At 60.1% G+C, this 26,609-nt stretch carries 29 protein-coding genes, 1 pseudogene and 1 riboswitch; of the genes and pseudogenes, 10 read left to right on the top strand and 20 right to left on the bottom strand.

Going from position 1 to position 26,609, the window contains the following annotated elements; genetic code table 11:
- Positions 1 to 127: 127 nt before the first annotated feature.
- Positions 128 to 1,177 (top strand): class I fructose-bisphosphate aldolase, encoded by a 1,050-nt coding sequence (fbaB, locus tag DDT56_RS02715; protein ID WP_136164974.1) that lies wholly within the window; start codon positions 128 to 130, stop codon positions 1,175 to 1,177.
- 82 nt (positions 1,178 to 1,259) lie between these two features.
- Here the strand turns inward: fbaB and thiD are convergent, their stop codons facing one another.
- From thiD to DDT56_RS02675, 8 genes are all read right to left on the bottom strand, one after another.
- Positions 1,260 to 2,063, bottom strand: a complete 804-nt coding sequence (gene thiD / locus DDT56_RS02710; RefSeq protein ID WP_136164973.1) for a bifunctional hydroxymethylpyrimidine kinase/phosphomethylpyrimidine kinase — start codon at positions 2,061 to 2,063, stop codon at positions 1,260 to 1,262.
- Positions 2,060 to 2,854, bottom strand: coding sequence for a hydroxyethylthiazole kinase (thiM, locus tag DDT56_RS02705; RefSeq protein ID WP_136165121.1), 795 nt, complete (start codon positions 2,852 to 2,854; stop codon positions 2,060 to 2,062). Before thiM ends, thiD begins: the two co-directional genes overlap by 4 nt.
- 40 nt (positions 2,855 to 2,894) lie before the next feature.
- Positions 2,895 to 2,997: riboswitch (TPP riboswitch) on the bottom strand.
- A gap of 87 nt (positions 2,998 to 3,084) precedes the next feature.
- Positions 3,085 to 4,272, bottom strand: coding sequence for an amidase (locus DDT56_RS02700; RefSeq protein ID WP_136164972.1), 1,188 nt, complete (start codon positions 4,270 to 4,272; stop codon positions 3,085 to 3,087).
- Entirely contained in the window at positions 4,262 to 5,287 is a 1,026-nt protein-coding gene (locus DDT56_RS02695; protein ID WP_136164971.1) for an ABC transporter ATP-binding protein, read from the bottom strand. Before DDT56_RS02695 ends, DDT56_RS02700 begins: the two co-directional genes overlap by 11 nt.
- Positions 5,288 to 6,325, bottom strand: a complete 1,038-nt coding sequence (locus DDT56_RS02690; RefSeq protein WP_136164970.1) for an ABC transporter ATP-binding protein — start codon at positions 6,323 to 6,325, stop codon at positions 5,288 to 5,290.
- A 2-nt stretch (positions 6,326 to 6,327) separates the two neighbouring features.
- Positions 6,328 to 7,218: an ABC transporter permease gene (locus tag DDT56_RS02685; RefSeq protein WP_136164969.1), complete on the bottom strand. Its 891-nt coding sequence runs from the start codon at positions 7,216 to 7,218 to the stop codon at positions 6,328 to 6,330.
- A 2-nt stretch (positions 7,219 to 7,220) separates the two neighbouring features.
- A complete protein-coding gene (locus tag DDT56_RS02680) occupies positions 7,221 to 8,174 on the bottom strand; it encodes an ABC transporter permease (RefSeq protein WP_009111941.1) in 954 nt (317 codons plus the stop codon).
- 47 nt (positions 8,175 to 8,221) lie between these two features.
- The gene (locus DDT56_RS02675) at positions 8,222 to 9,895 is read right to left on the bottom strand and encodes an ABC transporter substrate-binding protein (protein WP_136164968.1); all 1,674 of its coding nucleotides are present in this window, start codon (positions 9,893 to 9,895) and stop codon (positions 8,222 to 8,224) included.
- A gap of 333 nt (positions 9,896 to 10,228) precedes the next feature.
- Here DDT56_RS02675 and DDT56_RS02670 point away from each other — a divergent pair, with 333 nt between their 5' ends.
- On the top strand, positions 10,229 to 11,254 hold the full coding sequence (locus DDT56_RS02670) for a LacI family DNA-binding transcriptional regulator (RefSeq protein WP_136164967.1): 1,026 nt from the start codon (positions 10,229 to 10,231) through the stop codon (positions 11,252 to 11,254).
- A gap of 21 nt (positions 11,255 to 11,275) precedes the next feature.
- On the opposite strand, the gene DDT56_RS02665 is transcribed toward DDT56_RS02670, so the two are convergent.
- The 6 genes from DDT56_RS02665 to DDT56_RS02640 all read right to left on the bottom strand — a co-directional run bounded on the left by DDT56_RS02665 (position 11,276) and on the right by DDT56_RS02640 (position 16,082).
- The gene (locus DDT56_RS02665) at positions 11,276 to 13,381 is read right to left on the bottom strand and encodes a heavy metal translocating P-type ATPase (protein ID WP_246856708.1); all 2,106 of its coding nucleotides are present in this window, start codon (positions 13,379 to 13,381) and stop codon (positions 11,276 to 11,278) included.
- Positions 13,378 to 13,677 carry a YtxH domain-containing protein gene (locus tag DDT56_RS02660; protein WP_136164966.1) on the bottom strand — a complete coding sequence of 100 codons (300 nt, stop codon included), beginning with the start codon at positions 13,675 to 13,677 and terminating at the stop codon, positions 13,378 to 13,380. The genes DDT56_RS02665 and DDT56_RS02660 overlap by 4 nt, the downstream gene beginning before the upstream one ends.
- Positions 13,664 to 13,978, bottom strand: coding sequence for a magnetosome protein MamC family protein (locus DDT56_RS02655; protein WP_136164965.1), 315 nt, complete (start codon positions 13,976 to 13,978; stop codon positions 13,664 to 13,666). Before DDT56_RS02655 ends, DDT56_RS02660 begins: the two co-directional genes overlap by 14 nt.
- The gene (locus tag DDT56_RS02650) at positions 13,962 to 14,612 is read right to left on the bottom strand and encodes a hypothetical protein (protein ID WP_136164964.1); all 651 of its coding nucleotides are present in this window, start codon (positions 14,610 to 14,612) and stop codon (positions 13,962 to 13,964) included. Before DDT56_RS02650 ends, DDT56_RS02655 begins: the two co-directional genes overlap by 17 nt.
- Before the next feature lie 17 nt (positions 14,613 to 14,629).
- The gene (locus tag DDT56_RS02645; RefSeq protein WP_136164963.1) at positions 14,630 to 14,956 is read right to left on the bottom strand and encodes an HMA2 domain-containing protein; all 327 of its coding nucleotides are present in this window, start codon (positions 14,954 to 14,956) and stop codon (positions 14,630 to 14,632) included.
- Between the two features lie 328 nt (positions 14,957 to 15,284).
- Entirely contained in the window at positions 15,285 to 16,082 is a 798-nt protein-coding gene (locus tag DDT56_RS02640) for an alpha/beta fold hydrolase (protein WP_136164962.1), read from the bottom strand.
- Between the two features lie 86 nt (positions 16,083 to 16,168).
- Here DDT56_RS02640 and DDT56_RS02635 point away from each other — a divergent pair, with 86 nt between their 5' ends.
- Together DDT56_RS02635 and DDT56_RS02630 are read left to right on the top strand one after the other, a co-directional pair.
- A complete protein-coding gene (locus DDT56_RS02635) occupies positions 16,169 to 16,555 on the top strand; it encodes a MerR family transcriptional regulator (protein ID WP_136164961.1) in 387 nt (128 codons plus the stop codon).
- Between the two features lie 10 nt (positions 16,556 to 16,565).
- On the top strand, positions 16,566 to 16,784 hold the full coding sequence (locus DDT56_RS02630; protein ID WP_210416970.1) for a type 2 periplasmic-binding domain-containing protein: 219 nt from the start codon (positions 16,566 to 16,568) through the stop codon (positions 16,782 to 16,784).
- Positions 16,785 to 16,950: 166 nt separating this feature from the next.
- Here DDT56_RS02630 and DDT56_RS02625 read toward each other — a convergent pair.
- Positions 16,951 to 17,184, bottom strand: a pseudogene (locus DDT56_RS02625) (MFS transporter); the annotation flags it as partial.
- A 267-nt stretch (positions 17,185 to 17,451) separates the two neighbouring features.
- Positions 17,452 to 18,078, bottom strand: a complete 627-nt coding sequence (locus DDT56_RS02620) for a glutathione S-transferase family protein (RefSeq protein ID WP_136164960.1) — start codon at positions 18,076 to 18,078, stop codon at positions 17,452 to 17,454.
- A gap of 236 nt (positions 18,079 to 18,314) precedes the next feature.
- Here DDT56_RS02620 and DDT56_RS02615 point away from each other — a divergent pair, with 236 nt between their 5' ends.
- Positions 18,315 to 19,205 carry a LysR substrate-binding domain-containing protein gene (locus DDT56_RS02615; protein WP_136164959.1) on the top strand — a complete coding sequence of 297 codons (891 nt, stop codon included), beginning with the start codon at positions 18,315 to 18,317 and terminating at the stop codon, positions 19,203 to 19,205.
- A gap of 100 nt (positions 19,206 to 19,305) precedes the next feature.
- Here DDT56_RS02615 and DDT56_RS02610 read toward each other — a convergent pair whose 3' ends face one another.
- The 3 genes from DDT56_RS02610 to DDT56_RS02600 form a co-directional block, all read right to left on the bottom strand.
- Positions 19,306 to 20,070: an SDR family NAD(P)-dependent oxidoreductase gene (locus DDT56_RS02610; protein WP_136164958.1), complete on the bottom strand. Its 765-nt coding sequence runs from the start codon at positions 20,068 to 20,070 to the stop codon at positions 19,306 to 19,308.
- 43 nt (positions 20,071 to 20,113) lie between these two features.
- Positions 20,114 to 20,998 carry an MFS transporter gene (locus DDT56_RS02605; protein ID WP_246856707.1) on the bottom strand — a complete coding sequence of 295 codons (885 nt, stop codon included), beginning with the start codon at positions 20,996 to 20,998 and terminating at the stop codon, positions 20,114 to 20,116.
- A gap of 376 nt (positions 20,999 to 21,374) precedes the next feature.
- Positions 21,375 to 21,956 carry a TetR/AcrR family transcriptional regulator gene (locus tag DDT56_RS02600; protein ID WP_136164957.1) on the bottom strand — a complete coding sequence of 194 codons (582 nt, stop codon included), beginning with the start codon at positions 21,954 to 21,956 and terminating at the stop codon, positions 21,375 to 21,377.
- A gap of 119 nt (positions 21,957 to 22,075) precedes the next feature.
- On the opposite strand from DDT56_RS02600, the gene DDT56_RS02595 reads away from it, so the two are divergent.
- The 4 genes from DDT56_RS02595 (at position 22,076) to DDT56_RS02580 (ending at position 24,243) form a co-directional block, all read left to right on the top strand.
- On the top strand, positions 22,076 to 22,612 hold the full coding sequence (locus tag DDT56_RS02595; protein ID WP_136164956.1) for an AAA family ATPase: 537 nt from the start codon (positions 22,076 to 22,078) through the stop codon (positions 22,610 to 22,612).
- 314 nt (positions 22,613 to 22,926) lie between these two features.
- A complete protein-coding gene (locus DDT56_RS02590; RefSeq protein WP_246856706.1) occupies positions 22,927 to 23,292 on the top strand; it encodes an HMA2 domain-containing protein in 366 nt (121 codons plus the stop codon).
- A gap of 281 nt (positions 23,293 to 23,573) precedes the next feature.
- Positions 23,574 to 23,957 carry a type II toxin-antitoxin system RelE/ParE family toxin gene (locus DDT56_RS02585; protein WP_136164954.1) on the top strand — a complete coding sequence of 128 codons (384 nt, stop codon included), beginning with the start codon at positions 23,574 to 23,576 and terminating at the stop codon, positions 23,955 to 23,957.
- The gene (locus tag DDT56_RS02580) at positions 23,941 to 24,243 is read left to right on the top strand and encodes a helix-turn-helix domain-containing protein (protein ID WP_136164953.1); all 303 of its coding nucleotides are present in this window, start codon (positions 23,941 to 23,943) and stop codon (positions 24,241 to 24,243) included. Before DDT56_RS02585 ends, DDT56_RS02580 begins: the two co-directional genes overlap by 17 nt.
- A 554-nt stretch (positions 24,244 to 24,797) precedes the next feature.
- On the opposite strand, the gene DDT56_RS02575 is transcribed toward DDT56_RS02580, so the two are convergent.
- Positions 24,798 to 25,691, bottom strand: a complete 894-nt coding sequence (locus DDT56_RS02575) for a LysR family transcriptional regulator (protein WP_136164952.1) — start codon at positions 25,689 to 25,691, stop codon at positions 24,798 to 24,800.
- Between the two features lie 86 nt (positions 25,692 to 25,777).
- Here DDT56_RS02575 and DDT56_RS02570 point away from each other — a divergent pair, with 86 nt between their 5' ends.
- The gene (locus DDT56_RS02570) at positions 25,778 to 26,554 is read left to right on the top strand and encodes an NAD(P)H-dependent oxidoreductase (protein WP_136164951.1); all 777 of its coding nucleotides are present in this window, start codon (positions 25,778 to 25,780) and stop codon (positions 26,552 to 26,554) included.
- Positions 26,555 to 26,609 lie beyond the last annotated feature (55 nt).

Below are 26,609 nucleotides of genomic sequence, written 5' to 3'. Positions count from 1 at the left end.
CTTTTTCATTACGCCGTAACCATTGATCCTGGAGCAGACGCAGGGTCCGTATAATGGCTACACACTCAGAATAACAAGCGAAATCACCTGAGACGGCGATAAGGAAAAGCCAAACCAGGAGTTAATCATGACTGATATTGCACAGTTATTAGGTAAGGAAGCGGAAGATCTGTTGCAACACCGCTGTACCACCATCCCCGTTGAAAACCTTTACCTGCCGGGCGCCGACTTCGTCGATCGGGTGATGATCGATAACAATCGCCCCAATAGCGTGCTGCGCTCGATGCAAACGCTGTTCAACCACGGCCGACTGGCCGGCACCGGCTATCTGTCCATCTTACCGGTCGATCAGGGGGTCGAGCACTCCGCCGGCGCGTCTTTCGCCGCCAATCCGATCTATTTCGATCCCAAAAACATCGTCGAACTGGCGATCGAAGCGGGCTGCAACGCCGTGGCGTCCACCTATGGCGTGCTGGCCGCGGTTTCGCGCCGCTACGCGCACAAAATCCCGTTTCTGGTCAAACTCAACCACAACGAAACCCTGAGTTATCCCACCCAGTACGACCAGACGCTGTACGCCAGCGTTGAGCAGGCGTTCAATCTGGGCGCGGTCGCCGTGGGCGCCACCATCTATTTCGGCTCTGAACAGTCGCGCCGCCAGATCGAAGAAATCTCAAGCGCATTCGAACGCGCCCACGAACTGGGCATGGTCACCGTGCTGTGGGCCTATCTGCGCAACTCCGCCTTCAAAAAAGATGGCGTAGACTACCACGCCAGCGCCGATCTCACCGGCCAGGCCAACCATCTTGCCGCCACCATCGGCGCCGATATCGTGAAGCAGAAAATGGCGGAGAACAACGGCGGCTATCGCGCCATCAAATTCGGCTATACCGACGACCGCGTCTACGACAAACTGACCACCGATCACCCGATCGACCTGGTGCGTTATCAACTGGCCAACTGCTACCTGGGCCGCGCCGGGCTTATCAACTCCGGCGGCGCCGCCGGCGATAACGATCTGCAGGAATCCGTGCGTACCGCGGTGATCAATAAGCGCGCCGGCGGCATGGGCCTGATCCTCGGGCGCAAGGCGTTTAAAAAATCCCTGCGGGAAGGGGTGGCGCTGATCAACGCCGTGCAGGATACCTATCTCGATAAGAGCATCACCATCGCCTAGTCCGTCGCAGATTGTCCGGCCGGCGGATCAGCCCGCGCGGCCGGACAATCACCTAACAGCCAGCCTTTAGCCTCGTCCGCCATCACCACCAGGCATGGAAATGATGCACCGGGCCTATCCCCTGCCCCACTTCCAGCGTATCGGCCTGCTCAAGCGCTTTTTGCAGATAATTTTTCGCCGCCGCGACCGTCTCCGGCCAGTCGGCATGACGCGGCCGCAACGCCGCCAGCGCGGCGGACAGGGTGCATCCGGTGCCGTGGGTATGGCGGGTTTTGACGCGGGGAGAGGTAAAACGCTGCGGCGCAGCGTTGCGGCTAAACAGCCAGTCCGGGCTCTCCTCCTCGCTCAGATGACCGCCTTTCATCAGCACCGCCTGACACCCCATATCCAGCAACGCCTGCCCCTGTTGGCGCATTTCCCGCTCGTTCACGGCCGGCGCGCAATCAAGCAGGGCGGCCGCTTCCGGCAGGTTAGGCGTAATGATGGATACCTGCGGCAGCAATAAACGGCGGATCGACGCCACCGCGTCGGGAGAGAGCAGCGGATCGCCGCTTTTTGCCAGCATCACCGTGTCGAGCACCACATGGGGCACCGCGTAATGACGCAAACGCTCAGCCACCGCGTCAACGATATCAGCCTGCGCCAGCATGCCGATCTTGGCGCTGTCGATGCGCACATCGCTCAGCACGGAATCAAGCTGGGCAGCGACAAATTCCGGCTCAATACGGTAGACCGACTGAACGCCGCGCGTATTCTGCGCCACCAGCGCGGTAATCACCGTGGCGCCGTAAGCCCCCAGCGCCGAGAACGTTTTCAGATCGGCCTGAATGCCCGCCCCGCCGCTGGGGTCGGTGCCGGCAATGGTTAACGCGTTGATTCGTTTCATGCCAGATCCTCCCCGCGCAGACCATAGAGAGCGTCAAGAAAGGCCGGAATAAAACTGCCCGGCCCCTGGGCCTGGCGCGCGGCCCGCTGCCCGGCCAGCGACATCACGTAACAGGCCGCCGCCACGTGGGATAAGCGGTCGCCCTTCAGCGCGCAGAAAGCGGCGACCACCGCGGACAATGCGCAGCCGGTTCCCACCACGCGGGTCATGATTTTATCCCCGCCGCTGATCGCCCAGTCAAATGAACCGTCCGTTACGTAGTCCACTTCGCCGGTCACCGCGACGATGGTGGAAAACCTGCGGGCCAGCTCGCGGGCGGCGGACAGCGCGCTATGGGAATCGTCGGCGCTGTCCACGCCGCGACTGCGCGCGCCCAGTCCGGCCAACGCCATGATTTCGGAGGCGTTGCCGCGAATGGCCGCCGGTTTTAATTGCAGCAGTTGATGGGCAAATTCAGTACGGTAAGTCAGCCCGCCGACCGCCACCGGATCGAGCACCCACGGCGTGGCGGACTGATTGGCGCCGTGGACCGCCGCCAGCATGGCGTCGGCGCGATGGCGCTCCAGCGTGCCGACGTTGATCAGCAGCGCATCGGCCAAGGCGCTGAACTGCGCGGCTTCGGCGGGGTCCACCACCATCGCCGGCGACGCGTTCAGCGCCAGCAGCACGTTGGCGGTGAAGGATTGCACCACATCGTTGGTGAGACAGTGCACTAAAGGAGACAAGGCGTGAAATTGCGTTAGCGAGGCCGCCGCCTGGGCAGCCGGTAAATCGACAGGTCGAGCGTTCATCATTCCCCCAACCGGCGTTCAAGAAGGCGGTAACCGGTTGGTCGGCATACCGTGACTTCCCTACGCTGGCATAATCCAGATCAGGTAATGCGGGTGTTTCTCAGCCCTGTGGTTGATAAACCAGGGCACCCCGAGTCATGTAATTCATCGCCTATGGCTAGGCCTGTACAGTATCGCCAACAAACGCCGCGACAACAATGCCAATTTGCCGCGCGGCGGCAAGTTTGTGCTTAATGCGCGGCAAGATGGCGGCGGGCAACGCGCGCCGCGGCGCGCACCAGGCTCAGATCGCTGCCGCGCGGTCCGATAAGCGAAATCCCCAGCGGCGCTCCCTCTTTGTACGACAGCGGCAGATTCAGCTGCGGGATGCCGCACAGCACGGCAATGGACAACAAATGATGCGACAGCTGCCGGGTCTGTTCAATATCCTCGTCCCGCGCATCCAGCAGCGGCGCAATATCCGGCACCGTGGGCAATACCAGAATACGATCGCCCAACAGCGCCCGCCAGGCGTCGCGAAAGCGCTCGCGTACAAGACAGGCGTTATGGTACTGCTCGTCCGTCACGCCGGCGCCCCAGGCAAAACGCCCGGCCACATCCGGTCCCAGCGCAAAACCGTAGCGGGTGATTTTTTCCCCCTGCGCCAGCCAGGCCTCGCGCCCCTGGATAAAACGGAAAGCCCAGTAGGCCTCTTCCAGCGCGGGAAGCTCGCCGGACAGCGGCGTCAGTTCGCCGGCAACGTCCTTGATGCTTTCCAGCGCGGGCCGCAACGCCTGTTGCGATGCCGCGGGAAGCAGGTCAAACAGCCCATGGCTGATGACCCATTGCGCTTGTTGCGGCAGCGGGGCGTCGTCCTCACCCAGCAAACACTCCCCCACCCGCTCGAATAAGTCGGCGTCGCGGGTGAAGTAGCCCGCCGTATCCATACTGGGGGCCAGCGGCTGGCAATCATCCAGGGAAATCCGCCCGTGGCTGGGGCGCAGGCCAAACAGACCGCAGTAACTCGCCGGCGTGCGGATCGAACCGCCGGTATCCGTCCCCAGGGCGAAATCGCACAGACGGTTGGACACCGCCGCCGCCGATCCCGATGACGACCCGCCGGGAATGCGTTCCGGCGCCGCGCCGTTGCGCGGCGTGCCATAATGCGCATTCTTGCCGCTCATGGAAAACGCCATCTCGTTGGTATGGGTTTTGCCGACGAATTCCGCCCCCGCCTCCAGCAGCCGCCGTACCGTCGGCGCCGTGCGCTGCTTTATGCCCGACATGGCGAGCACGTGGGGACTGCCGCCTCCGGTCGGATACCCCGCCACGTCGAACAGATCTTTCACCGCGAAGGTAAAACCGGATAACGGACCCTGAGGCGCATGCTCAACGGCGGCCGGCGGATAGGGCATAAAAGCGAAAGCATTATCTTGCATGATCGTTCCTTAAATTTACGACGGCGGATGGCTCTTCCACGCCGTCGTTCCAATGATGACAGCTGATTTGATGTCCGGCACTCACCTGCCGGGACGCCGGTATCTGGCTGCGGCATAGCTCGCTGGCGCGCGGACAGCGAGGAGAAAACGCGCATCCCGCGGGCAGGCGGGTCAGATCCGGCGGCGAGCCGGGAATGCTGACCAGCCGTTCGCCTTTTTTCAGGCCCCCCTTGGGGCGGGTGCTCAGCAGCACCTGGGTATAGGGGTGAAGCGGATTATGCAGCAATTCATCCAGCGGCGCCTGTTCGACGATGCGTCCGCCGTACATTACGGCGACGCGGTCGGCCACTTCGACGGCCGCGCCGATATCATGGGTCACAAAGACGATGGAAAGCCCGAGCGCCTGCTGTAGCTCGCGCAGCAGAATCAAAATCTGAATCTGCACCGTGGCGTCCAGCGCCGTGGTCGGCTCATCGGCCAGCAAGAGCTGCGGCTGGCACGACAGCGCCAGGGCGATCATCGCCCGCTGGCGCATGCCGCCGGACATTTCGTGCGGATAGGCGTCAAGCCGCTGCTCAGGGCTGGGAATACGCACCCGCCGCAACGCCTCCAGCGCGGCGAGCCGCGCGTCGGCGTATGAAATCGGGCGGTGCTGGCGCAGCACCTCGATAATCTGCTCGCCGACGGTATAGACCGGATCCATCGCCAGCAACGGCTCCTGAAAGATCATCGCCGCCACCGGGCCGCGCAGCGCGCGCAGCTGGCTTTTGCCCAGCGCCATCACATCCTGACCGGCGATATGAATGCGCCCTTCGATAGTGGTGCTGCGCTCAGGATGGAGACGCATCAAGGCCCGCAGAGTCACGCTTTTTCCCGAACCCGACTCGCCAATCAGCGCCAGAACTTCGCCGCGCTCCACCGCCAGGCTCACGCCGTTGACGGCGGATACCGTCTGGCTGCCGCGGCGGAAACGCACCTTGAGATCCTGAACGTCAATCATCAGTTGCTCCGCCATTCAGGCCTCCTTGACAAAGATAGGGGCGGCGGGACTCTGCGAGTGTCCGCCGCCGGGTTCGACCATCAGACAGGCGGCGGAATGCCGCGCCGACGCGGAGTACAGCCGCGGTTTGCGCTGTCCGCACACCGCCTCGGCGTGGGGGCAGCGGGTGTGAAAACGGCAGCCGCCCGGCGGATCGATCGGGCTGGGAGGATCGCCGCTCAGCGGGGAGCTCAGCGTGCGCCGCGCGGGATCCATGGACGGCATGGAGCTGAGCAACGCGCGGGTATAGGGATGCAGCGCCCCGGAGAACAGCGCCTCCGTCGGCCCGATTTCCACCACCTCCCCCAGATACATCACCATGATGCGATCGGAAAGATAACGCACCACGTGCAAGTCATGGCTGATAAACACGTAGGTCAGATTCAGACTCTCCTTCAGATCCAGCAATAGGTTGATCACCTGAGCCTCAACCGATTTATCCAGCGCGGATACCGCCTCATCCAGGATCACCAGGCGCGGATCCACCGCCAGGGCGCGGGCGATATTCACCCGTTGGCGCTGCCCGCCGGAGAGTTCGTGCGCGTAGCGTCCGGCAAAACGCGCCGGCTCCAGCCCGACGCGGGCCATCAGGTCGCGCGCCCGCTCCTCGGCCTCCCGCTTGCCGGCGCCGTGCACCAGCGGACCGAACGCCACCGACTGCTCCATCGTCAGGCGCGGATTGAGCGAGGAGTAGCTATCCTGAAACACCATTTGCACCTGACGGCGGTAGCGGCGCAGCGGCAGCCGCTGGCTGCCGACGGACAGTCCGTCGAAAATAAGCTCGCCGCTATCCTGTTCAATCAACTGCATCAGTACGCGCGCGGTGGTCGATTTGCCGCACCCCGACTCCCCCACCACCCCGAGTGTTTCGCCTTTCAGCACCGCGAAATCGATGCCGTCCACCGCGCGCACCAGCGCGCGTTTCCCCAGTTGCCCTTTAACGGGAAAATGCTTGACCAGTTTCTGCCCCATAAGCAGCGGCTGCGCCGGCCCGCCAATGTCGTGGTTATCCATCGTCAACTCCGTATCGCCATGGCCACCCGCAAACGGTCGGCCAGAATATTAAAAGAGATCGAGGTGATGAAAATCATCGCCCCGGGCAGCGCGGACACCCACGGCTGGGTATAAATCGCGGTACGCAGCGTATTAAGCATCAACCCCCACTCCGGCTCCGGCGGCGTTACCCCGAGGCCGAGAAAAGAGAGCCCCGACGCCAGAATCATCGATACCGAAATCAGCCCGGTGGTAAAAACGAAGATCGGCCCCAGCACGTTGCCCAGCACCTGAGTGCGGATAATGGTCAACGCCGACGCCCCGGACGCGCGGGCCGCCTCGATATAGTCGCGGTTACGCACCTGGGTCGTGACGCTCTCGGCGATACGCGCCACCTGCGGCACAAAAACCAGCGTCAGGGAGATCAAGGCGTTGACCACCCCGGCGCCCATCGCGCCGGAGAGGGCGATGGCCAGCAACACGGAAGGAAAGGCATAAAAAATATCGACGGTGCGCATGATCACCGTATTCAGCCATCCCCCGGCGTAACCGGCGATAATGCCGATGGTCGATCCGATAAAAAACGCGATCACCACCGGGGTAATCCCCATAAACAGCGACAGCCGCGCGCCCAGCATCAAACGCGAAAGCATATCGCGCCCCAGTTCATCGGAGCCCAGCGGGAAACCGGGCGTGCCGATGGGTTTCAGACGTTTGAACATCGAGGTGGCATAGGGATCGCCGTGGACGATCCAGGGTCCCAGCAGCGCCATAACCAGCAGTAGTGCAATCACCGCGCCGACGATCAGGGCTGAGGGATCGCGCATTACTCGTCCCAGCACCACCCGCCAGTATCCCGGCGACTTTTCCGTCGGCGCCGGCAGCGGCACCGAACGAGCCAGATTCAGATTCATGGTCAGGTCCTCTTGATGCGCGGATCAAACAGCGTTTGCAATATATCGACCAGCAAATTGAGCAGCACAAAAAACAGCGCCAGCACCCAGATGGTGCCCTGCAACAGGGGCAAATCGCGCTGGAAAATCGCCGAATTGAGCAGCAGGCCGGTGCCCGGCCAGGCAAAGACGGTTTCAACCAGGATCGAGCCGCCCATCAGATAGCCAATCTGCAGCCCCATCACCGCCAGCGCCGTGGGGGCGGCGTTTTTCGCCACGTGGGTAAACAGCGCGAACTCGCCGATCCCCTTGGCGCGCAGCCCGACGATAAACTCCTGCGCCAGGGTTTCCGCCACCTGAACGCGCACGGTGCGCGCGATAATCCCGGTGGGAATAACCGAAAGGGTGATGGCGGGCAGCAACATAAATTTCAGATGATCCCAATCCCAGGCCCAGTCCATCGCCCCCATCGGGCCGCCGCCCGTTGCCGGCAGCCAGTTGAGCTGGGAGGAAAAAATAATCACCAGCAGCATGCCCAGCCAGTAATGCGGCACGCTGACCCCAAAGATGGAAAAGGCGGAGGCAAGGCGGTCGATCCAGCTATCCTGGAAATATCCCGCCACAAAGCCGCACAGGCTGCCCAGGACAAACCCGATAAACGAGGCGAGCAGCGCCAGACGCAGCGAATAGCTCACCGCGTTCATCACCTCGCTGCTCACCGGACGGCCGCTGGCGATGGAGGTGCCCAAATCGCCCTGAACCGCATGCCACAGCCACAGGCCGAACTGCACCGGCAACGGCTTATCGAAGCCATAGTCGCGGATCAGCTGCTGGCGCAGCGCTTCGGACGCATCCGGCGGCATCACCGAAACCAGGGGGTCGCCCGGCGTCATATGCACCAGCATAAAACAGACCAGCGCCACGCCGAGCAGAATAGGCGTCGCCAACAGCAGGCGACGAATAATATAAGTAAGCATGAAAACCCTCGCAGCTCAGAGAGAAAAATGGCCGTCTACGCCGCCGATCAGTTCTTCTTCGCCACCGAGGTAAGGTCGATCATCCAGCTCTGAGCCTGCACCACGCCGCTGACCGCGGGCGATATCGCCCGGGGCGCCATATCGTGGGCGACGTACAAAAAGGGCGTTTCATCGACCATTTCCTGATGCAGTTCGGCGGTGGCGGCGTCCAGCGCTTGCGGCTCAAAGGTATTGCGCGCTTTCTCGATCAGCGCCTCGATTTTCGGGGTGGTGAAATAACCCCAGTTGGTCGAGACCGGCGGGAAGGTTTTTTCACTGGCGAAGCGCATCATACCGAAGAAGGGGTCCATCACCGCGGCGCTGACGTTAATCGCATCGGCCCCCTGCGCCGCCGGATCTTTGGCCCCCAGACGCCAGCTGCTGAACAGGGTATTCCACTCCGTCACCACGATATTGACGTCGAAATAGCAGTTCTTAAGGCTCTGCTGAATATATTCGTTCATCGGCAGCGGCTGCATCTGACCGGAGCCCGAGGCGGAAGTGAGCACCTTCACTTTCACCGGCTTGCCGGCGCTGAAGCCGGCGTCGCTCATCAGCTTGCGGGCGGCGTCCTCGTCATAGCGGATTTTGAAGCTGGGGTTGCCGTACCAGGGCGAACCTTGCTCATAGGTGCCGGTGGCCTCCTGCATATAGCCGCCAAGGTAGGACTTGAGTTCGCTGCGGTTCAGGCACAGGTTCGCCGCCTGCCGCACGCGCTTGTCGAGCCAGGGGGAGCCCGGCGCAAAAGAGAGCTGCCACGGCCAGATATGCGGCTGCGAATTGGCGTAAATTTTAAAACCCCGGCTCTCAATCTGCGCCATCGCGTCCGGCGCGGGAGCCTCGATCCAGTCAACCTGACCGGACAGCAACGCGGCCGTGCGCGCATTGGCCTCAGGCAGCGGGACCAGCAGGACATGATCCACTTTCGGGATGCGTTTGGCATCCCAGTAGTCGGGGTTTTTATCCAGCGTAAGCTGTTGCCTGGGCACCAGCTTATTCATTTTGAACGGCCCGGTGCCGACGGCGTGAAAGGCGAAGGCCGCCCAGGCCTGTTTGGCCCGTTCGGCGGCATCGGTCACTGACGCCGGCACCGCGTCAAAGTCTTTTTGCCAGGCGGCGGGGGAAACGATAAACAGATTGGTAAGGTTGAACGGCAGAATGGAGTCCGGCTCGCTGGTCGTCAGCTCCACGGTCAGATCGTCAATTTTGCGCGCGGATCGCAGCGTCGGCATCCGCGAGGCCGTATTACCGATCTGCGCCGGGGCGTATTGCGGCGCCTCCTTATTCAGCACCTTGTCGACGTTCCACACCACCGCATCGGCATTAAACGCGGTGCCATCGTGAAATTTAACTTCCGGCCGCAGTTTGAAAATCCACTTGGTATGATCCTGGGGATCCACGTACCACTCCGTCGCCAACCCCGGAACCAGCTCGCTGGGCTTTTCGCCTTGCGACAAATCCCACAGCACCAGCGCGTCATACAGCGTAATCCCGGTAAAACGGTTACCTTCGTAGCCTTGATCCGGCTGCCCCAGCGTCAGAGGAATATCGGCGGCGGTCATGGCGATACTCAGCGTGCTGGCGGAAGCGGAGAACGGAGCCCAGGCGCATGCCGCCAGCGCGGCGGCGGCGGCGGTCAAACGGGCAAAACGAGGAGAATGGCGGTTTGTTTTATAAGACATGTCGGCGGTTCCCTATCGGTGGCAAAGTCGTTTGCAGAGACAGAGGCAATGAATGTACCAACTTTTATAGGGATGCTCCCTTTGACCAGAAGAATTGCCAATTTTATTTTTTTATCAAGGCGTTACTTTTTCATAAAAAACAATTAAAATTTTACCCAAACGTTTGGGTAAAAGGTAAAAACCGCATGTGCGATAAAATGGGGCACGGTTCACCAAACTGGAGCACCCGCGATGCGAAGCAATGACGGTAGCCTTTTGCGATAATTTTTGTGCCGAAAATATCACCGTACCTTTACCATTAAGCCGTGCGATTATTTTTAACAAGGCCGTCCCATGAGCAAACGCCCCGCCACATTGCGCAGTATCGCCGAACAGCTGAATGTTCATGTTTCCACCGTTTCACGCGTGCTGAATGGCGATATGGCGCGCATTGCCAGCGTGGCATCCAAGGAAACCATCGAACGTATTCGTGAATTGGCCGCCACGCTTGGCTATCAGCCCAACCCGCACGCCATCAGCCTGAAAACCCGGCATAGCCACGAGATCGCCGTGCTGGTGCCGCAGCTGTCCGATATCGTGCTGGCGAATATTTATGAGGGCATCGACGCCGCCGCCTGCGAGCACGGCTACACCGCCTTTGTCGCCAATACGCTCGATCGTCCGCAACGCCAGCGCCAGTTGGCGGAAAAAGCGCTGGCAAGGAACGTCGAAGGTTTGATCATCAGCGATGCGCACTGCACGCCGGACACGGATTTTATCCTGGAACTGGAGCAAAGACGCATCCCGCTGGTGCTGGTCAGCCGCCGCAAAGAGGGGTTGTGCTCCGTCACCTCGGACGACGGCGCGGGCGGGCGGATGGCCGCGCGGCATCTATTCGAGCAGGGACACACGCGGGTCGGCATTATCGCGGGACAGGCCCACAGCAGCAACGCCCTTGAACGCGTAACCCATTTTCTGAACTATTATCGTGAGCAAGGCATCAGCATTCCCGCCCACAATATCATCCACGGACCGTTCGACGCGGCGGCAGGCTTTACCATCGGCGCGACCTTGCTCGATCGCCCCGATCGTCCGAGCGCCATTTTCGCGGTTAATGACTTTCTGGCGATCGGCCTGTTCGGCGCCATGCGCAACCGCGGGCTGACCCCAGGGCGGGATATCGCCGTTATCGGCTATAACGATACCCCTCTGGCCGCGCATTTACAGACGCCGCTGACCAGTATCAGCACCTGCATGTACCAGCAGGGGTATCTGGCGGTTGAAACCTTGCTTAAGCGCATCGTGGGTGAGCCCGTCGAGTCTTACCGCTTTCCCGCGGTGATGACCGTTCGGGCGAGCAGCCAGTGCCGGCCGAGCTAGCGACGCCGCTCTCCCGCGGCATTAATCGGCAACCTTTGCCGCGCAGTGCCGGCGGTTTTTAGCCGCCAATGAACGCAGCAACACCCCCAGCGTGGTGCCATTATGCAATAAGGCGCTGGCCGTCGGTTTCAGCCAGCCCATGGCCGCCGCCAGCATAATGGCGCTGTTCACCCACTCCGTCAGCTGAATGTTGCTGTTAACCAGGCGCATCGCCTCCTGCGCCATTTCACAGGCGGTCACCGCGCCTTGCAGATTATCCTGCAGCAATACCGCGTCGGCGGCCTGCTGCGCCAACTCGGTGCTGCGGCTCATCGCCATGCCGACGTCCGCCTGGGTCAGCACCGGCGCATCATTGATGCCGTCGCCGATAAATAACACCCGGCGGCCTTGCCGTTGCAGATCGCGCACCACGTCCACTTTGCTTTCCGGCGTCGCCTCGGCAAAGAAACCATCGATGGATAACGCCTGCGCCATCTGCCGCGCCTTTTCGGTTTTATCGCCGGTCAGCAGGACGACATTTTTCACTCCCAGATCGCGCAACCGCCGGATCACGTCAACCGCCTCTTCGCGCACGCTGTCCTGCAGGCCGATCATGCCCACCAGACGTTCATCCAGGCCGATAAACAGCAGATGACGCCCCTGCGACTCCAGCCGGTCGATTTCATCTTCAAACTCTGAAAAATCAATCTGATAATGACAACTGAGAAAATGACGGCTCCCAACCACCATCCGGTGATCGTCCATCTCGGACTGTAAACCGTGGGCAATCACATACTCCACTTCGCCGTGATTGATATGCGGCAGTTCAAGGTGCGCCGCCGCCGCGACCACCGCTTTCGCCAGCGGATGATTGCTGTGTTCCTCAACGGAAGCGGCTATCGCCAGCAGACGCTCGGCCCAGGCTTTTTGCGGATCGAAACTGACCACATCGGTTACCAGCATATCGCCGTGGGTCAGGGTGCCGGTTTTATCAAACACCACCGTATCGACCGCGGCCAGCTGCTCAATCGCCCGTCCGCCTTTCAGCAGCAGCCCCTGACGCGCCGCCCGGCTCATGATCGATTTAAACGCAATCGGCGTGCTCAGCTTCAGGGCGCAGGAGTAATCCACCAGAAAAACCGCGGCCAAACGCTGCCAGTCACGCGTCAGGGCGAACACCGCCGCGCCGACGCCCAGGGTGATCGCCACGCGCCGGTCGGCCATCTGCTGGGTCACCTGCTGCGTTTCGCTGCGCTGGCTCAGGGAGTCGCTGATAAAACGCCGGATACTGGCGGTGGACGACTCATCGCCCACCCGCTCGGCGCGGACCACAATATTGCCATCCTGCACCTGCGTGCCGGCATAAACCCAGGCGCCCCGCTCCCGGCGCACCGGCACGCCTTCACCGGTCATGGATGACTGATTAATCAGCCCCACGCCGCGCAGCACCGTGCCGTCGGCGGGGATATTGTCTCCCGGCCCCAGCAGCATCCGATCGCCGTTAACCAGCTCGCCGCTCTGAATTTCCTCGCGCTTCTCTTGCCGCTCAACCCAGACGGGGTGATCTCCGGGCTGCATCAGGTCCGCCAGCAGCGCATCGGAATGGCGGCTGGTTTCCTGCTCAAGATACTCGCCCAGCGTCAACAGCGACTGGGTGATCATCGCCGTGCGGTGATCGCCCCGCGCCATCGATAGCCCCAGCGCCAGCGCATCCAGCACCGCCACTTTCAGTTGGCGGTGAGCGAGGCTGTCCGCGCCGTCGGCCAGCGTCGGCGCGGTTAGCAGTAAAGCGGGCAGCGCGGCCCAGCGCCGCGGCAGCATTTGGGTCAGGGCAATGCCCCCAAGATTAAGCAGATTATCGCTGCCGCAATATTCGGCCTCATAGTCTCCCTGGGCGCACGCCGTCCAATCCAGCGCCTGCGCCTTCTGCAGCAGGACTTCACCGTCGGTCCGCCCGCGCTCATAGGTAATGACCGCCGAACAGGCTTCGGGGCGCAGACGCACGCCGTTAACGCCGCTGAAAGAGAGGATCTGGCGTTTCAGCCACGCCAGCCCCTGGGGATAGCGCCGCATCTGTGGAATGCGCAGGCGTATCCGCCCCGGCAGTTGATGAACCGGCGTAATGGTTTCAGGCAAACGGCGGATCACTCGGCATCCTGCTCCCGGTTACGGTAGTAATCCAGCTCGGCCTGCAAATCGGCCAACCGCTCCTTCAGCTCTTCCACTTCGCCGCGCACCGTCCCCCATGCTTTGCTGGCCGTGGTGGAGATGCCTTGCTGCACCTCGCGATTACTCAGCAAATAGGCGATAGCGGCGCCGGCCACCACGCCGGAAATCAGGTGCGCCCTGCCGTTGGCCTGGCGATAAGGGGCCGGCGGCGGCGATACGGGAACATAGGGCGCATAATACGGGTAGTACGCATAAGGATAATCAGGCTGTTTCATTATTGACCTCCTTTTTACTTATCGCATCCAGCAGATAGATACCGGCGGCGCCGGCGCTCAGCAAGGTCAGCAGGGTCAACGCGGGCCGGCCGGCGGTGGCATTCGCGACCGCCATCACCGCGCCGCCGACCATGCCCCCTTTGGCGGCGTCATACATAACGGCGGCGGCGGTCTGATGCAGCGTTTTTTCGCCCTGCTGATAGCAACGCCATTGCTCCACGCAGGAAGCCGCGGTGCCTACCAGCGCGCCGGCGATAACCGCCCGGCTAACCGGACTCAGACTGTCACGATTGTTGCTCATTCTGCGGCTCCTCGCTTGCCGGCTGTTCCTGCTGGCGATGGCGCTCTACTGATTCATTAAAGCCCTCTTTCCCCGCTTTCAGCGTATCGCGGAAAATGGTGGAGCTGGTGGTTGCGGTCTCTTTCAGGCTTTCCGCGCCGCTTTTCACCCCATCCTTGACCTTGGCGCCCCCCGTTTTAAGTAAATCGCCGGTGCTGGCGACGGTCTGCAACAGCAGATTACGCACGCCTTCATTGGTTAACAGCAGCGTGACGGCCGCGCCGATCATGGCGCCTTTCCAGAATTCTTTATCGTCCATACCAATCGTCCCGATAATGTTTTTCAGTATTCCCGCCTGTTCGCCCATCATATTTTCCACCACGCTTTGCGCCTGGGCGTTCCAGTCAACGGCGGGCTGAGCGTGATGATGATGGTGAGGAGGCGGCGTCTGTGGCGGTACGCCCGCCTGCGGTGGCGCCGGATATCCCATGGGCGGAAATCCCGGCATCATTTGCGGATACCACATCGGCGGATGCGGCCAGTACGCGGGCGACGGCTGAGGCGGCGTGCCCGGCGCCGGCGGATAATAAGGGTAGCCAAACGGCGGGTAATAAGCGCCCCTCTGATTCTCTGGATTGCTATTATCATTGCTCATATTCGATTCCTTAATAATTAGGATGACGGCGAGAGCGACTGAACCAACTGCTCCAGCGCTTGCCGGGCCGCGGTATCATCCGCGCCGAAAAGCTGCGTCAACACCGCCGGGTTGATTCGCCTGGCGTCATACTCCAGCAGCACGCTCCCGGTGCGGCTATTGAGGGCGTAACTGCGCAGCGCATTTTCCGCACTGCATAGCGCCTCAAGCTTTTCCAGCTTTCCCTTGCCGAGACTGGGGATCAGGCGGTTGGCGAAGCGTAAACGGATACGTCCCGGTATATGATGTTCGATAGTCACAAAACGGCGTAGCATCATCAGTCCGCTTAAATCTTCTGACTCCATACGGCTTCCTACCTCTGCGATCGCGGCGGGCAAACGCCGGATCTTGCCAATAACCTTACAAACATTGTTATTATCAGCCGGTGCGGCTGTGATTCTTTGCGGTTTATCAAGTGGTTCAGGCTTTTGTTAGTTGGAGGGTAAAAAAAACTTCCGCAAGAAAAAATGCCTAGAGCGAGGCCGTCACCAAGCGCAGCAATATCAGCACTGAAAACGTTATGGCTTTGGTCCCCCTCAAGTCCGCAGCAATTTGCGGCAGCAAGCCAATGAGCAGGTATTCTGTAGTCTGGGTGACAAAGGCTCCCAGCATCAATACCGGAAGCCTATGCATTTACCGCTCTCCGGTGCGCAGGAAATCTGTCACCAGTTGAACGAATTCATCAGGACACTCCAGCGGGGCCAAGTGTCCGCTGTTCAGTTCCGCATAGCGCGCACCCGAGATCGCCGCCGCCAGTGCGCGAGCATGAGCCGGCGGCACCATATGGTCATGGGTGCAACCAATTACCAGTACGGGTTTGGTGATGCTTTTGATCTGCTCGCTTACATCCAGGGCGAGATCAAGTTCTACTTGACGTCCCATGCCTTCCCATTGGTTGCCAATGACGATCGCCTCGATGTTTGCCTCAATTTGTTGAGGGTTGAGACTGGCAAGGAAATTGGGGCTGAAGCCGGTCAATAACACGAGACGGGCCAATGCTCGACGATCGCTGTGGATCAAATCTCGCCAAAGTCCAAACTCCAGTTGCATACGCCCGTCCTCACCGGAAGCAAATCCAGCCAACAAGACGACGGCGCGCACATCTTCTGGATATTCTGCCGCGATATATGCCGCCAGACTTGCCCCTAGCGAAAAACCGACAAGATCGAACGGCGTTGCATTCGCGTCCCGAGCAGCCGCGATGACTTGTGCGGCCAATTCCCGAATAAGCAGTGGCTTACCGCCATCCTCCGTTTTCCCAGACCCAGCGTAATCGGGTCGTACCACCTTCCAGTATGGTGTGAAGCGTTCGACCAGATGCCCCCAGTTGCTTTCCCCGTCCCCACCCGTGCCGTGTACCAGCACCAGTCCAGGACCATCTCCATCGACCCGATAGAAGACTTTCGCGCTATCTACTTCAACCATCGCCATGATTTCCAACCTCGCTTTTATCAAAGAAGGCTTTAGGCTAAACTTTGACAGTGCTGTCAAGGTCAAGAGGAAATGCGAGGTTTGTCATGCGGATTGGAGAATTGGCGCGCCGCACCGGCGTCAGCGAGCGGATGCTGCGCTACTACGAGCAAGAAGGTCTGCTGCAACCCGTGCGCACGGACGCGGGCTACCGTGACTATGGCAATGCAGAGGTGCAAGTCGCCCAACGCATACGCATGCTGAGCGCGGCAGGATTGAAGATCGAGACGATCCGAATCCTGTTGCCTTGCATTCTGGACAACCAACCACGCTTTGAACCGTGCAAGGAAGTGCGGGCCGCATTGCGGCAGGAAGTCGAGAAGCTGGACGAAAAGCTGCGCGACCTTGGCGAGAGCAGGCAAATAGTCGCGAGCTTCCTGAACGGCGTCGAAACCGACAGCGGTTGTCGGCTTAACCAGGGTACAAAGCGCTAGCGCGTCTTTTGTGCCCCAGGAGCAGGATCTGTATAGCGGCGACCTGGATTTGGCGATCCGCATGGGCGAACTGGCCGATTCGCGGCTGGTGCCATTGCGGGAACACCACAACTCCGGCGCCGTGAAAAACATTCATGCGGTATTCGTCGGCCCCGGACGCCATGTGCCGGCCAAGGTCAGGGGGCTGCTCGATTTTCTGGCCGAACGGGTGGCACAGGATTTGGTTTGATGCGGCGGTCAGGCGATACAAATGCCCGGATACCGGCGCCACGGCCAGACGCCGAGGCACGCTCCAAACGGCTAGGCGTGAGAGCGGAAAAGATCGCTCTGCGCTCATGGCGTCTTCCCCTATGACGCAAGCGAGGCACTGCCGGCTACGCAGGCACCAGCCGCTCGACCAGAGCGAACACGCCGAGCATCAGCAACAGCGCCACCGCCAGCGGGCCGGCCTGGGGCCACACCGCTACGGACAACCCTACCGACAGCGGCGGCCCGGCGATGAAAGTGACTTCATCGAGCACCGTTTCCAGCGAATAGGCGGTCTGCAAACGTGGTTCTCCCCGATAGAGAGCCGTCCAGCGTGCCCGCACCATTGCCGATATGCTGGGCATGAAACTGGCCAGCAAGGCGCAGCCCCCGATGACGAACATGACGCCGCGCCGATAAATGCCGGCGATACGTAGCCCGTTAGAGTAAGAAAATGGCGGTCCTTGCGAATCGCCCGTCATCAGAATTTGGGCGGATCCTTCGGCGGCGTATAAGGCGTTGTGCCGTTTCCATAGAACCGCTTGCGTGGCTTCGGCGACCTGGAGCCCGGATGGACGTAAAACTCTGAAAACGGCGCTCCCTTTGTGGTCGAAATAGGGACTGTGGTGTTCATGTCGCGTCAGCCCCTCTCATGCGCCGGTCGCCGGTGCGGGCAGCGTGACGCCCTTGCGCACCGCGGGCCGCTGCGCCACGCGCTCATGCCAGACGCTCATGCGCCGGTGCTGGCTGAAATCGAAGTCGATGATGCGGGCGATGTGCGTCCAGCCGAAGTGCGCAATGTCGGCGATGGAGTAGTCGTCGCCCGCCAGATAGGGGCGACCATCGGCCAGGTGGCCGTCAAGCACGGCGAAGGCGTCGTCAGTCAGGCGGCGGTAGCGATCGATGGCGGCCGGGTTCTTTTCCTCGGCGAACAGCTCGAAATGCACCCGCTGCCCGATGATCGGCCCGACGCTGGCCGCATGGAATTGCAGCCACTTAATCGCCTCCCAGCGCGCCGCAGGTTCCTGCGGCAGCAGTCGGCCGGTCTTCTCGGCCAGGTAAAGCAGGATGGCGGCCGACTCGAACAGCGTGATGCCGGTTTCATCGTCGGTGATGACCGGGATGCGGCCATGCGGATTCAAGGCTAGGAACGCCGGCCGCAGGTGTTCGCCCGCGTCGATGCGCACATGGTGCAGGCGGTAAGGCAGCGCCAGTTCCTCCAGGGCAATGGTCGCCTTGAAGCCGTTGGGCGAACTGTCGGCGTAGAGGTCGATCATCGTGTAACGCCCAAACGGGTGATCATAGTGATGGAAAAGTCGAGTAACGCGACGAACTGCGTGGTGCAGAGCAGGATCAAGCATAGCCGCCAATGCGGATGGGTCATCGTGATAGTCCAATTAATATAGGTTTACTAAAGTTGCACATAATTTCTAAATTTAGGCCATCATGGCTTTAGTCACGAAAAACCAGAAGCGATCATTTTTGCTTTCAGCATTTAGGAAAACTAAATCAAATGGCGACATCATTCCCTCTGCAAGCGCTGCGCACCTTTGTCGAAGTCGGCCAGCGCGGCAGCATCAAAGCCGCCGCCGAAGCCCTGCATGTCACGTCCGGGGCGGTCAGCCAGCAGATCCGATTGCTGGAAAACCGGCTCGGGATGGCGCTGTTCACGCGGGAACGGCAGGGCTTGCGCCTGACCGCAGCCGGGGCCGGCGTCCATCCGTCGCTGCTCGACGCCTTTGCGCAAATCGACAAGGCCGTGGACACGCTGGAAGCGTTCAAGGGACGCCAAACCCTGACGGTCAGTACCGTCGCCACCTTTGCCGCATCCTGGCTGGTGCCGCGCCTGGGGCGCTTCACCCAGCGGCATCCACAGATCGAGGTGCGGGTCGAGGCGACTTCGGCCCTGGTGGATATGCGCCGCGACCGGGTGGACGTGGCGCTGCGGCATGGGCTGGGCAACTACCCTGGCCTGGAAGTCACTCGCCTGATGGCGCCGGTACTGGTGCCGGTGGCCTGCCCGGGCCTGGTGGCGGACGGTCGCTCCCTCAAGGAACCGGAAGACTGCCTGGACTACCCGCTGCTGCACGATTGCGACCGGGAGGACTGGCCGCTGTGGTTCGCTGCGCACGGTGCGGCCGAAGACCCGCGCGCCGAGCGCGGCACCGCATTCGAGGACGACTATCTGCTGATCCGGGCAGCGGCAGCCGGCCAAGGGCTGGCTCTGGTACCACAGGAATATGCACGCGAGGAAATCGCCGCCGGGCGGCTGGAGCAGGTGCTGGACAAACCCTGGCCGGCACGCTTCGCCTATTACCTGGTGACGCTGCCGGGCGCCATGCAGCGACCTGAAGTCCAGGCGTTCGCGGATTGGATCAAGGAAGAAGCGCTGGGACCGACCTGAACCATGGTCTTCGGCGGCGGCCGGGAAACTGCGCAGATGGCGAAGCGCCATGTCATATCCGCCAGATCAAGACGCGACCATCATCAAGCACAACGCCCTCTCACAGCGATGCGCCGCCATCGACCACCAGATCGTGTCCGACCATGTAGGCCGCTCCGTCGGAGCACAACCATAGAACGGTCTGCGCTATTTCATCCAGGCTGGCGACACGTTTGGAAGGATTACTTGCCGCAATGCGCGCATTGCGGACATTGCGATCTTCACCTGTGCGATAGGACATGGCTGTATCCACCGGACCGGGACTGATGCTGTTGATACGGATACCGCTGTCAATCGCCTCCAACGCTGCAGTCTTTGTCAATACGGCGACTGCCGCCTTGGACGCGGCGTAGGCTCCCGTGCCGGGCCGCGTCAGGTGATAGCCAACGTTCGAAGCGATGTTGACGATGACGCCCCCGCTTCCCTGGCGTTTCATCGCACGAATCTCGTGCTTGAGGCATAGCCAGGCGCCGAAGGTGTTGGTTGCAAACACCGCCTGGAAATCTTCCACGGCGAAATCATCAACGGCGCCGGTACGCAATACGCCCGCCGCATTGATGGCGATATCCAGCCGCCCCGTACTCGTCACCGTTTTTTCGAGCAGGCCCTCGACGCTGGTTTCATCCCTCACGTCGGTGGCGATGGCAAGGCTATGCCCGTTCGACCGTTCGATTTCCTCTGCGGTCTGGCGCAGTGCAGAAAGCTGGCGTCCAGCCAGCACCACGTATGCACCTTGGGCGGCCAATGCCGTGGCAATATGACGCCCGATGCCCGATCCTGCGCCAGTGACCAATGCAGTCTTGCCTCTGAGACTATCTGCACTCATAGCAACTCCTTTGTGGTTTCCAAAAGATGAAAACGATCCCCCTTCAATGGCGGCGGACCGTCACTGCCGCCAAACGCGGCTTGAAGGCATAGGGAAGCAAGCTCAAGAACCCGAGCACAGCGAGAACAACACCTACCCATAACGGCGACAGCAAGCCGTATCCCGAGCTGATCCCAAGCCCACCGCCCCAGGCACCGACCCCGAGGCCGATATTAATGACAGAGGTGTGGACGGTGTTAACCAACGGGCCGGGACGCGCCGTCTTCATCACGCGGGCAATCATCGCGGGGTTCATCGGTACGCCGACCAGGCCGATGACAAGAATCAACGCGACGGCCGGGATTTTGCCGCCGGCAAAAACGGCGAGAAGCGCCAGCGCGGCCGCCAGAATAAGCAGTCCCCACATCATGATCGGTATCGTGTACCGATCCGCATATCGGCCCACCACCATGTTGCCGATGACATTGGCTGCGCCATAGCTTCCCAGCAGCCACGGGATCGACGCAACGGAGAATCCGGTGATCTGCGTCAGGATAGGCGCGAAGTAGCTGAAGGCGGCGAAGGTGGCGCCGATGATCAGTCCGCTCGTTGCATAGGCGGCCCAAAGATGGCGATTCCTGAATTCAGCCAGTTCTTCGCCCAGACCGATCGCGCCGCCGGCCCTGGACTTCGGTATCAGGAGGCCGATCGCCATGGCGCACAGAACCGCCAGCGCGACAACGAGCCAGAAACTGGCCCGCCAGCCCAGATATTGGTCGATGATGGTCGCCATCGGCACGCCCAGTACCGTCGCCAGCATCAGTCCGGCGATGACGACGGACGCGGCGCGTCCCCTTTTCTCTTCACGCACGACGTCGGCGCAGATGGCGAGTGAAACGCCAAAGCAAGCCGAGCCGGCCACACCTGTCGCAACGCGCGCGACCGCCATGATCTCGTAGCCGGTTGCCGACGCCGCGATCGACTGGGCGACGGCATCATACCCGCCACCATGAACTCGGACGTGGTCAACGAAAAGATCGTCAGCCCCAGGATGTAAACTACCAGCGGCATGGGAAAACTCCTTATAAAGTTTATCGTTTAGTACAAAACAATCCCAAAAGAATTGGCGACAGGCCGGCGATTGGTTATTGGGGGATCAGAGCTATCGTTCGTTGCAAAAACAGGCCAGGAAAGCGTAATCCAACATGCGTTCTCCTTCATGCAACTTCTTCCCATATATCTATAGTGTAATGATCAGTAAATAATTGAGGAAATAAAAAGACCAGTCTGCCCATGCTTATCTGCTCCAAGGAGTGCTTTGTCGTTCATAAACCTGCTAAAGTACCTTCCAGCGCATCTTGCAGGAAGGCGCTATCCGGCATGGATTGTCCAAGGATGCGCAGCCCGTAATAACTGGCCAGGAAGGCACGCGTCAGTTCCAGAGCCGGCCGCTCATTGGCAATCTCGCCATTACGCTGTCCAACCGCAATGACATGGCAGAGGACGGCTTCCAGCTTGTTGACGTAAGCACGATTGATCCGGTCGATCACCGGATCTTTGCTGCTGCGTTCCATAACTGAAAAGAGCGCCATGCAACTGCGACGCTTGGCTGAGTCGAGATCGCCATCCACGCCCCATTGCAGCAGCGCCTTGAGCCGTTCCTTGGCCGAGCCGGGACCATCGAGAATCTCGGTCTGAGCTTTCAGCCCCAGTTCCTGATAGCGCCGCAGGGCTTGCTCATACAGGTTCTGTTTGCTGCCAAAGGCATGGTAAAGGCTACCGCGACCCAAGCCGGTCCGTTCACACAATTCCTGCGTAGAGCTGGCTTCATAGCCATTCGTCCAAAAAACATCCATCGCGGCGTCGATGACGGCCATATCGTCGTACTCTTTGGGTCTTCCACTCATGAATCCGATCCTTTAACGCGATCAATGCGTCTGATTAAAACAATACTTTACCAATTAGTCAATAATAGGGAGGTATGCGATCCAGATGCGTTAAATGGCAACGACTAATCTCCCACGATATGAACCACTTCGTGATTATTTCCGGCTGCTCAGGCGGCGGCAAATCTACCCTCCTGACCGAACTCCAACGGCGCGGCCATGCCGTGGTCGAAGAGCCCGGACGGCGCATCATCCAGGAAGAAACGCGCAGCGGCGGCCAAGCCCTGCCATGGATCGACATGGCGGCGTTCCTACGCCGCACCATTGTTACCGCGCAGGACGACCATGTCCGCACCCCGCGAGACAGCCAACAGTGGGTATTTTTCGATCGCAGTCTGATCGACGCGGCTGCGGCGCTCCAGGCACTCACGGATGAAGCCGTGCTTGTCACACTCGGCCAGTCCCATCGCTATCACCTGCGCGTATTCCTTGCCCCGCCGTGGCCGGAAATCTATGTGCAGGACGAGGAGCGGCGGCACGGTCAGGACGTCGCTCTGGCCGAGTTCGAGCGGCTCCAGCACGTCTATCCGTCATTGGGATATGCAGTATCGCTACTGCCGAAAGTCGGCGTGGCAGAACGCGCCGACTTCGTGCTAAAAATCTTGGCTGGTCGCTGACCTGCCACGCCGGTACTGGGCTCGCAACGGGCCGGGGCACGAGTCATGGCCAGGTTCCTCGGAATGAAGCGCCCCGCCCGTAGCCGGACGCTTATCTGCGGTGCAGGCGCAAAGTCCCCGCACTGCGATACTGGAGTCATAACAAAAAACTTCCGGGAGAAGTTTCAACGTCGCGTTAGCGACAGCCCCTAGGGTGGCGGCGAGGGATGGGATGCCAAGCCACAAAAAAACACCGGATTTAGCGGCAACCAAGTGGACAGGACAATATTGGTAACGTAAATTATTCGCATTATTATTCCGTGTTTGAGGCTGCCATGACCCCCTACCTGCACCAGACCCAGAACCGCATTCGCGTCCGTTCCGACTATATCCAGCGCAATCCCAAACAGGTCGCGCGGGTTGTCAGCCAACTGGGCCGGCAGGATGGCGTGCATGAGGTCACCCATCGTATCTATGCGGGGTCGGTGGCTATCTGTTTTGACAGCCGGAAAGTCGCTGTCGATCAACTGATTGAGAAATTTGAACAGCTCGGCTGGCTGAGTTCTGCCAAAGATCGGGACTACATCGACAGCACCATTCGTCGGGGCGCAAAAACGCTGCTGAAAGGCCTGGCGATCGGCGCGTTAAAACGCGCCGTGGGCGGCCCGATCGTTACCGCCATGAGCGTACTGGTGCGCTGATACATCCGCTTGATACGACCATGGGAATTTACCCGATGGTCGCTTGGCCCGGCGTCCCTCCCCTTGACTCCATGTGGCTTGTGGAAACCAGGGTTTCCCAGGCGTCATCATGGCAAAAATCAAACTCACCGAGTCCCGCCATCAATGCAGCAAGATAGTAGCCGTCATATTAAAACGGTCTTCTCATGAACTGCGGCGCTGGTCCAATTGTTTCTTCCTCATGGGCATTTCATTGAGGCATGGACAGGTATACCCGTTTCGGGTACAGTTTAGAGGTCAATATGATGCGCATCCTCAAGCGAAAGGACTTTGCTCGATGGCAGGCAAGCGAGAGGTTGCCCGATGTCGCCTTGTGCAAGGCGGTCAAGGAGATGGAAAACGGTTTGATCGACGCGGACTTGGGCGGTTTTCTCTACAAGAAGAGAGTGGCACGCCCCGGCGGTGGCAAGAGCGGCGGCTACCGCACGCTGCTATCAGCCCGGATCGGCGGCCGTTATGTGTTCCTGCATGGATTCCCGAAAAATGACAAGGCAAACATCACGCAGGACGAGAAAAAGGCACTGCAATACGCAGGCAAGGTATTCCTCGAACTTTCCGCGGAAGCCTTGTTGAAGGCATTGCAGTCGGGTGTATTGTTGGAGGTGCATTGTGAGCAAGATTATTGAATCGCTGCGTGACGATCTGGCCGCGCTCCACGAAGCGGGCGCGATCGGTAAGATAACGATGCGGGAGTTCAACACGATTTGCCCGCCGCCGGTGCGAGAGTTCAGCGCCGACGACATCAAGCGCCTGCGCAAAGAGTTGAAGTTCAGCCAGCCGGTGTTCGCGCTGCATCTGCACACTACGGCCTCAACCGTGCGAAAATGGGAACAAGGCGAAACCCGCCCCGCTGGCCCGGCGCTCAAGTTACTCAACGTTATCGCCGACAAGGGCTTGCAGGCCATCATTTGACGCCATAGCTTCCCGTCTTTTTATAGCGGGCTATCCTTGCCCGCCCCCCCCTTTGAACCGTCGTTTAAAATTACTCCCGGCCTTATTCCTCTCACCAGATTTGCCGCGCGGCTACCCCGCCGCGTAAAACCGAACGATTCAGACAATTCCGGATAATAAATTAAACCGACTCATTTTCTTGACACTAAAACGCAGCCAATGCAAAACTGTACCGTACAGTTTTCTTTTGTTTGTTTTACGTTCAAACCGTCAGGTATCTTCGATACCACAGGAGATTGTATGAAAAGTGTTGTTCTGCTGGGCTGCATTGCTTCAGCGTTTATGTTAACGGGCTGCGTGTCGCAGTTTTGATTAATTTGTCCGCTCACCTTCAGGTATTTTTGATGCCTTCGGAGATTATATGAAAAACGTATTTTGGCTGGCCTGTATCGCATCGACCATGATGTTGACGGGTTGTCTTTCCATAGGCAGCCATATTTAACCTTGTCGACGACAATGGCGCGGGACGGCGCCATTGTTTATTGCTGGTACGGCGTATATGTCACCGCGCAAATTCATATCGACGCGGAAATAAACTCGCGCAGCCATTGATGCGCCGGATCGCGGTGAGCGCGCTCATGCCACAGCATCGACATCTCGAAGCCGGGTACCGCCACCGGCGGCTCAACGCTCTGTAGCGCCGGATTATCTTTCATCAGACGCGACGGCAACATAGCGACGAGATCGGTGCTCGCCAGTACGGAGAGAACAAACAGAAAATGCGGAACGGACAGCACCACCCGGCGGGTCAGGCCCACCGCTGCCAGTACGTTATCCGTGACGCCGCAAAATCCGCCGCCATCCGGCGAAACAATCACCTGCTCGAGCTGGCTGAATTGCTCCACCGTTATCCCTTTTTTCAGCTTCGGGTGGTTCACGCGCCCCGCCAGAACATAGCGTTCGGCAAAAAGCTCCCGCTGATGTAAACCAGACGGCGACCCTTCGCGAGTATGAAAAGTCAGATCGATCTCGCCATCCGCCATCCGTCTGGCAATACCTGACGGCGTCATTTCCAGAATAGCCAGCCGGGTTCCCGGCGCGACAATGCGCAGCCCGTTTAAGGCGGGCAGCAGGATGGTCAATTCGCTGTAGTCGGAGGCCGCTACCCGCCACGTATGCTTGGCAAGCCCCGGATCAAAAGGGCTAGACGGCGATACCGCCCGTTCCAGGGACTCCAGCGCCCGGCGCAGCGGTTCGCGCAACGCATCCGCTCTGGCGGTCGGCCGCATGCCGCGCGATCCCGGCAGCAGCAAAGGGTCCCCGAAGACATCCCGTAATCTGGCGAGTTGAATGCTGACCGATGGCTGGGAAAGATGCAGACGCCGCGCCGCGCGGGTGACATTCTGTTCCTCCAGCAACGCATCCAGCGTCAGTAACAAATTGAGATCCAGATTACGGAAATTGTTCATAGCTATACCTGATATAAAAGCAATTCATTTCCAGTATACCTGATAGTGATCTACCCTGCGTCTGTCAACGCTATGGAGATGTGCTTATGAATGTTCTTATTGTTTACGCCCACCCCGAGCCCCGTTCCCTGAACGGCTCGTTAAAAGATTTCGCCGTCAAATATCTTGAGGACGCCGGACACGCGGTCCAGGTATCAGACCTGTATGCTATGGGGTGGAAAGCGACGCTGGACGCCGACGACCGCACCGACAAACCCGACGGCGAGCCTTTTAGTCCGGGACTCGACTCCAAACGCGCATTTGAACAGGGTACGCAGAGCGCGGACATCGCGCGCGAACAGGAGAAGCTGCGCTGGGCGGATGCCATGATTCTGCAATTTCCGCTGTGGTGGTTCTCCATGCCGGCGATCCTTAAAGGCTGGGTGGAACGCGTCTACGCCTATGGTTTTGCCTATGGCGTCGGCGAGCATTCAGAAAATCACTGGGGAGATCGCTACGGAGAGGGCTCCATGGCGGGCAAACGCGCCATGCTGGCGGTTACCGCGGGAGGCTGGGAATCCCACTATGGTCCGCGCGGCGTCAACGGCCCGATCGATGACCTGCTGTTTCCGATCCAGCATGGGACCCTGTTCTACCCCGGTTTTGAGGTGCTGCCGCCTTTCGTGGTCTATCACACCAGCCACATGGACGCGGACCGGTTCGCGCAAGCCTGCGGCGAACTCGGACAACGACTGGATAACCTGTGGGACACGCCGCCCATTGCTTTCCGGCCGCAGAACGCGGGAGCGTACGAGATCCCGGAACTGACGCTGAAGCCGGATATTGCGCCGGGTCGGTCGGGTTTTGCGGCGCATATCGAGTAACGTCTGCGGCGCCGGCCTGCAACGGCCGCGCCGACAGGAATAATCAGCCCAACGG

It is taken from the genome of Brenneria corticis (genome assembly GCF_003115855.1).
Taxonomy (GTDB): domain Bacteria; phylum Pseudomonadota; class Gammaproteobacteria; order Enterobacterales; family Enterobacteriaceae; genus Brenneria; species Brenneria corticis.
The sequence above is the reverse complement of the archived record's forward strand: the minus strand, read 5'-3'. Positions and strand labels throughout refer to the sequence as shown.

Bases quoted from the DNA above. Each gene is read 5' to 3' on its own strand.
- fbaB (WP_136164974.1), top strand. From the start codon at position 128: ATGACTGATATTGCACAGTTATTAGGTAAGGAAGCGGAAGATCTGTTG.
- thiD (WP_136164973.1), bottom strand. From the start codon at position 2,063: ATGAAACGAATCAACGCGTTAACCATTGCCGGCACCGACCCCAGCGGC.
- thiM (WP_136165121.1), bottom strand. From the start codon at position 2,854: ATGAACGCTCGACCTGTCGATTTACCGGCTGCCCAGGCGGCGGCCTCG.
- DDT56_RS02700 (WP_136164972.1), bottom strand. From the start codon at position 4,272: ATGCAAGATAATGCTTTCGCTTTTATGCCCTATCCGCCGGCCGCCGTT.
- DDT56_RS02695 (WP_136164971.1), bottom strand. From the start codon at position 5,287: ATGGCGGAGCAACTGATGATTGACGTTCAGGATCTCAAGGTGCGTTTC.
- DDT56_RS02690 (WP_136164970.1), bottom strand. From the start codon at position 6,325: ATGGATAACCACGACATTGGCGGGCCGGCGCAGCCGCTGCTTATGGGG.
- DDT56_RS02685 (WP_136164969.1), bottom strand. From the start codon at position 7,218: ATGAATCTGAATCTGGCTCGTTCGGTGCCGCTGCCGGCGCCGACGGAA.
- DDT56_RS02680 (WP_009111941.1), bottom strand. From the start codon at position 8,174: ATGCTTACTTATATTATTCGTCGCCTGCTGTTGGCGACGCCTATTCTG.
- DDT56_RS02675 (WP_136164968.1), bottom strand. From the start codon at position 9,895: ATGTCTTATAAAACAAACCGCCATTCTCCTCGTTTTGCCCGTTTGACC.
- DDT56_RS02670 (WP_136164967.1), top strand. From the start codon at position 10,229: ATGAGCAAACGCCCCGCCACATTGCGCAGTATCGCCGAACAGCTGAAT.
- DDT56_RS02660 (WP_136164966.1), bottom strand. From the start codon at position 13,677: ATGAAACAGCCTGATTATCCTTATGCGTACTACCCGTATTATGCGCCC.
- DDT56_RS02655 (WP_136164965.1), bottom strand. From the start codon at position 13,978: ATGAGCAACAATCGTGACAGTCTGAGTCCGGTTAGCCGGGCGGTTATC.
- DDT56_RS02650 (WP_136164964.1), bottom strand. From the start codon at position 14,612: ATGAGCAATGATAATAGCAATCCAGAGAATCAGAGGGGCGCTTATTAC.
- DDT56_RS02645 (WP_136164963.1), bottom strand. From the start codon at position 14,956: ATGGAGTCAGAAGATTTAAGCGGACTGATGATGCTACGCCGTTTTGTG.
- DDT56_RS02640 (WP_136164962.1), bottom strand. From the start codon at position 16,082: ATGGCGATGGTTGAAGTAGATAGCGCGAAAGTCTTCTATCGGGTCGAT.
- DDT56_RS02635 (WP_136164961.1), top strand. From the start codon at position 16,169: ATGCGGATTGGAGAATTGGCGCGCCGCACCGGCGTCAGCGAGCGGATG.
- DDT56_RS02620 (WP_136164960.1), bottom strand. From the start codon at position 18,078: ATGATCGACCTCTACGCCGACAGTTCGCCCAACGGCTTCAAGGCGACC.
- DDT56_RS02615 (WP_136164959.1), top strand. From the start codon at position 18,315: ATGGCGACATCATTCCCTCTGCAAGCGCTGCGCACCTTTGTCGAAGTC.
- DDT56_RS02610 (WP_136164958.1), bottom strand. From the start codon at position 20,070: ATGAGTGCAGATAGTCTCAGAGGCAAGACTGCATTGGTCACTGGCGCA.
- DDT56_RS02605 (WP_246856707.1), bottom strand. From the start codon at position 20,998: ATGGCGGTCGCGCGCGTTGCGACAGGTGTGGCCGGCTCGGCTTGCTTT.
- DDT56_RS02600 (WP_136164957.1), bottom strand. From the start codon at position 21,956: ATGAGTGGAAGACCCAAAGAGTACGACGATATGGCCGTCATCGACGCC.
- DDT56_RS02595 (WP_136164956.1), top strand. From the start codon at position 22,076: ATGAACCACTTCGTGATTATTTCCGGCTGCTCAGGCGGCGGCAAATCT.
- DDT56_RS02590 (WP_246856706.1), top strand. From the start codon at position 22,927: ATGACCCCCTACCTGCACCAGACCCAGAACCGCATTCGCGTCCGTTCC.
- DDT56_RS02585 (WP_136164954.1), top strand. From the start codon at position 23,574: ATGATGCGCATCCTCAAGCGAAAGGACTTTGCTCGATGGCAGGCAAGC.
- DDT56_RS02575 (WP_136164952.1), bottom strand. From the start codon at position 25,691: ATGAACAATTTCCGTAATCTGGATCTCAATTTGTTACTGACGCTGGAT.
- DDT56_RS02570 (WP_136164951.1), top strand. From the start codon at position 25,778: ATGAATGTTCTTATTGTTTACGCCCACCCCGAGCCCCGTTCCCTGAAC.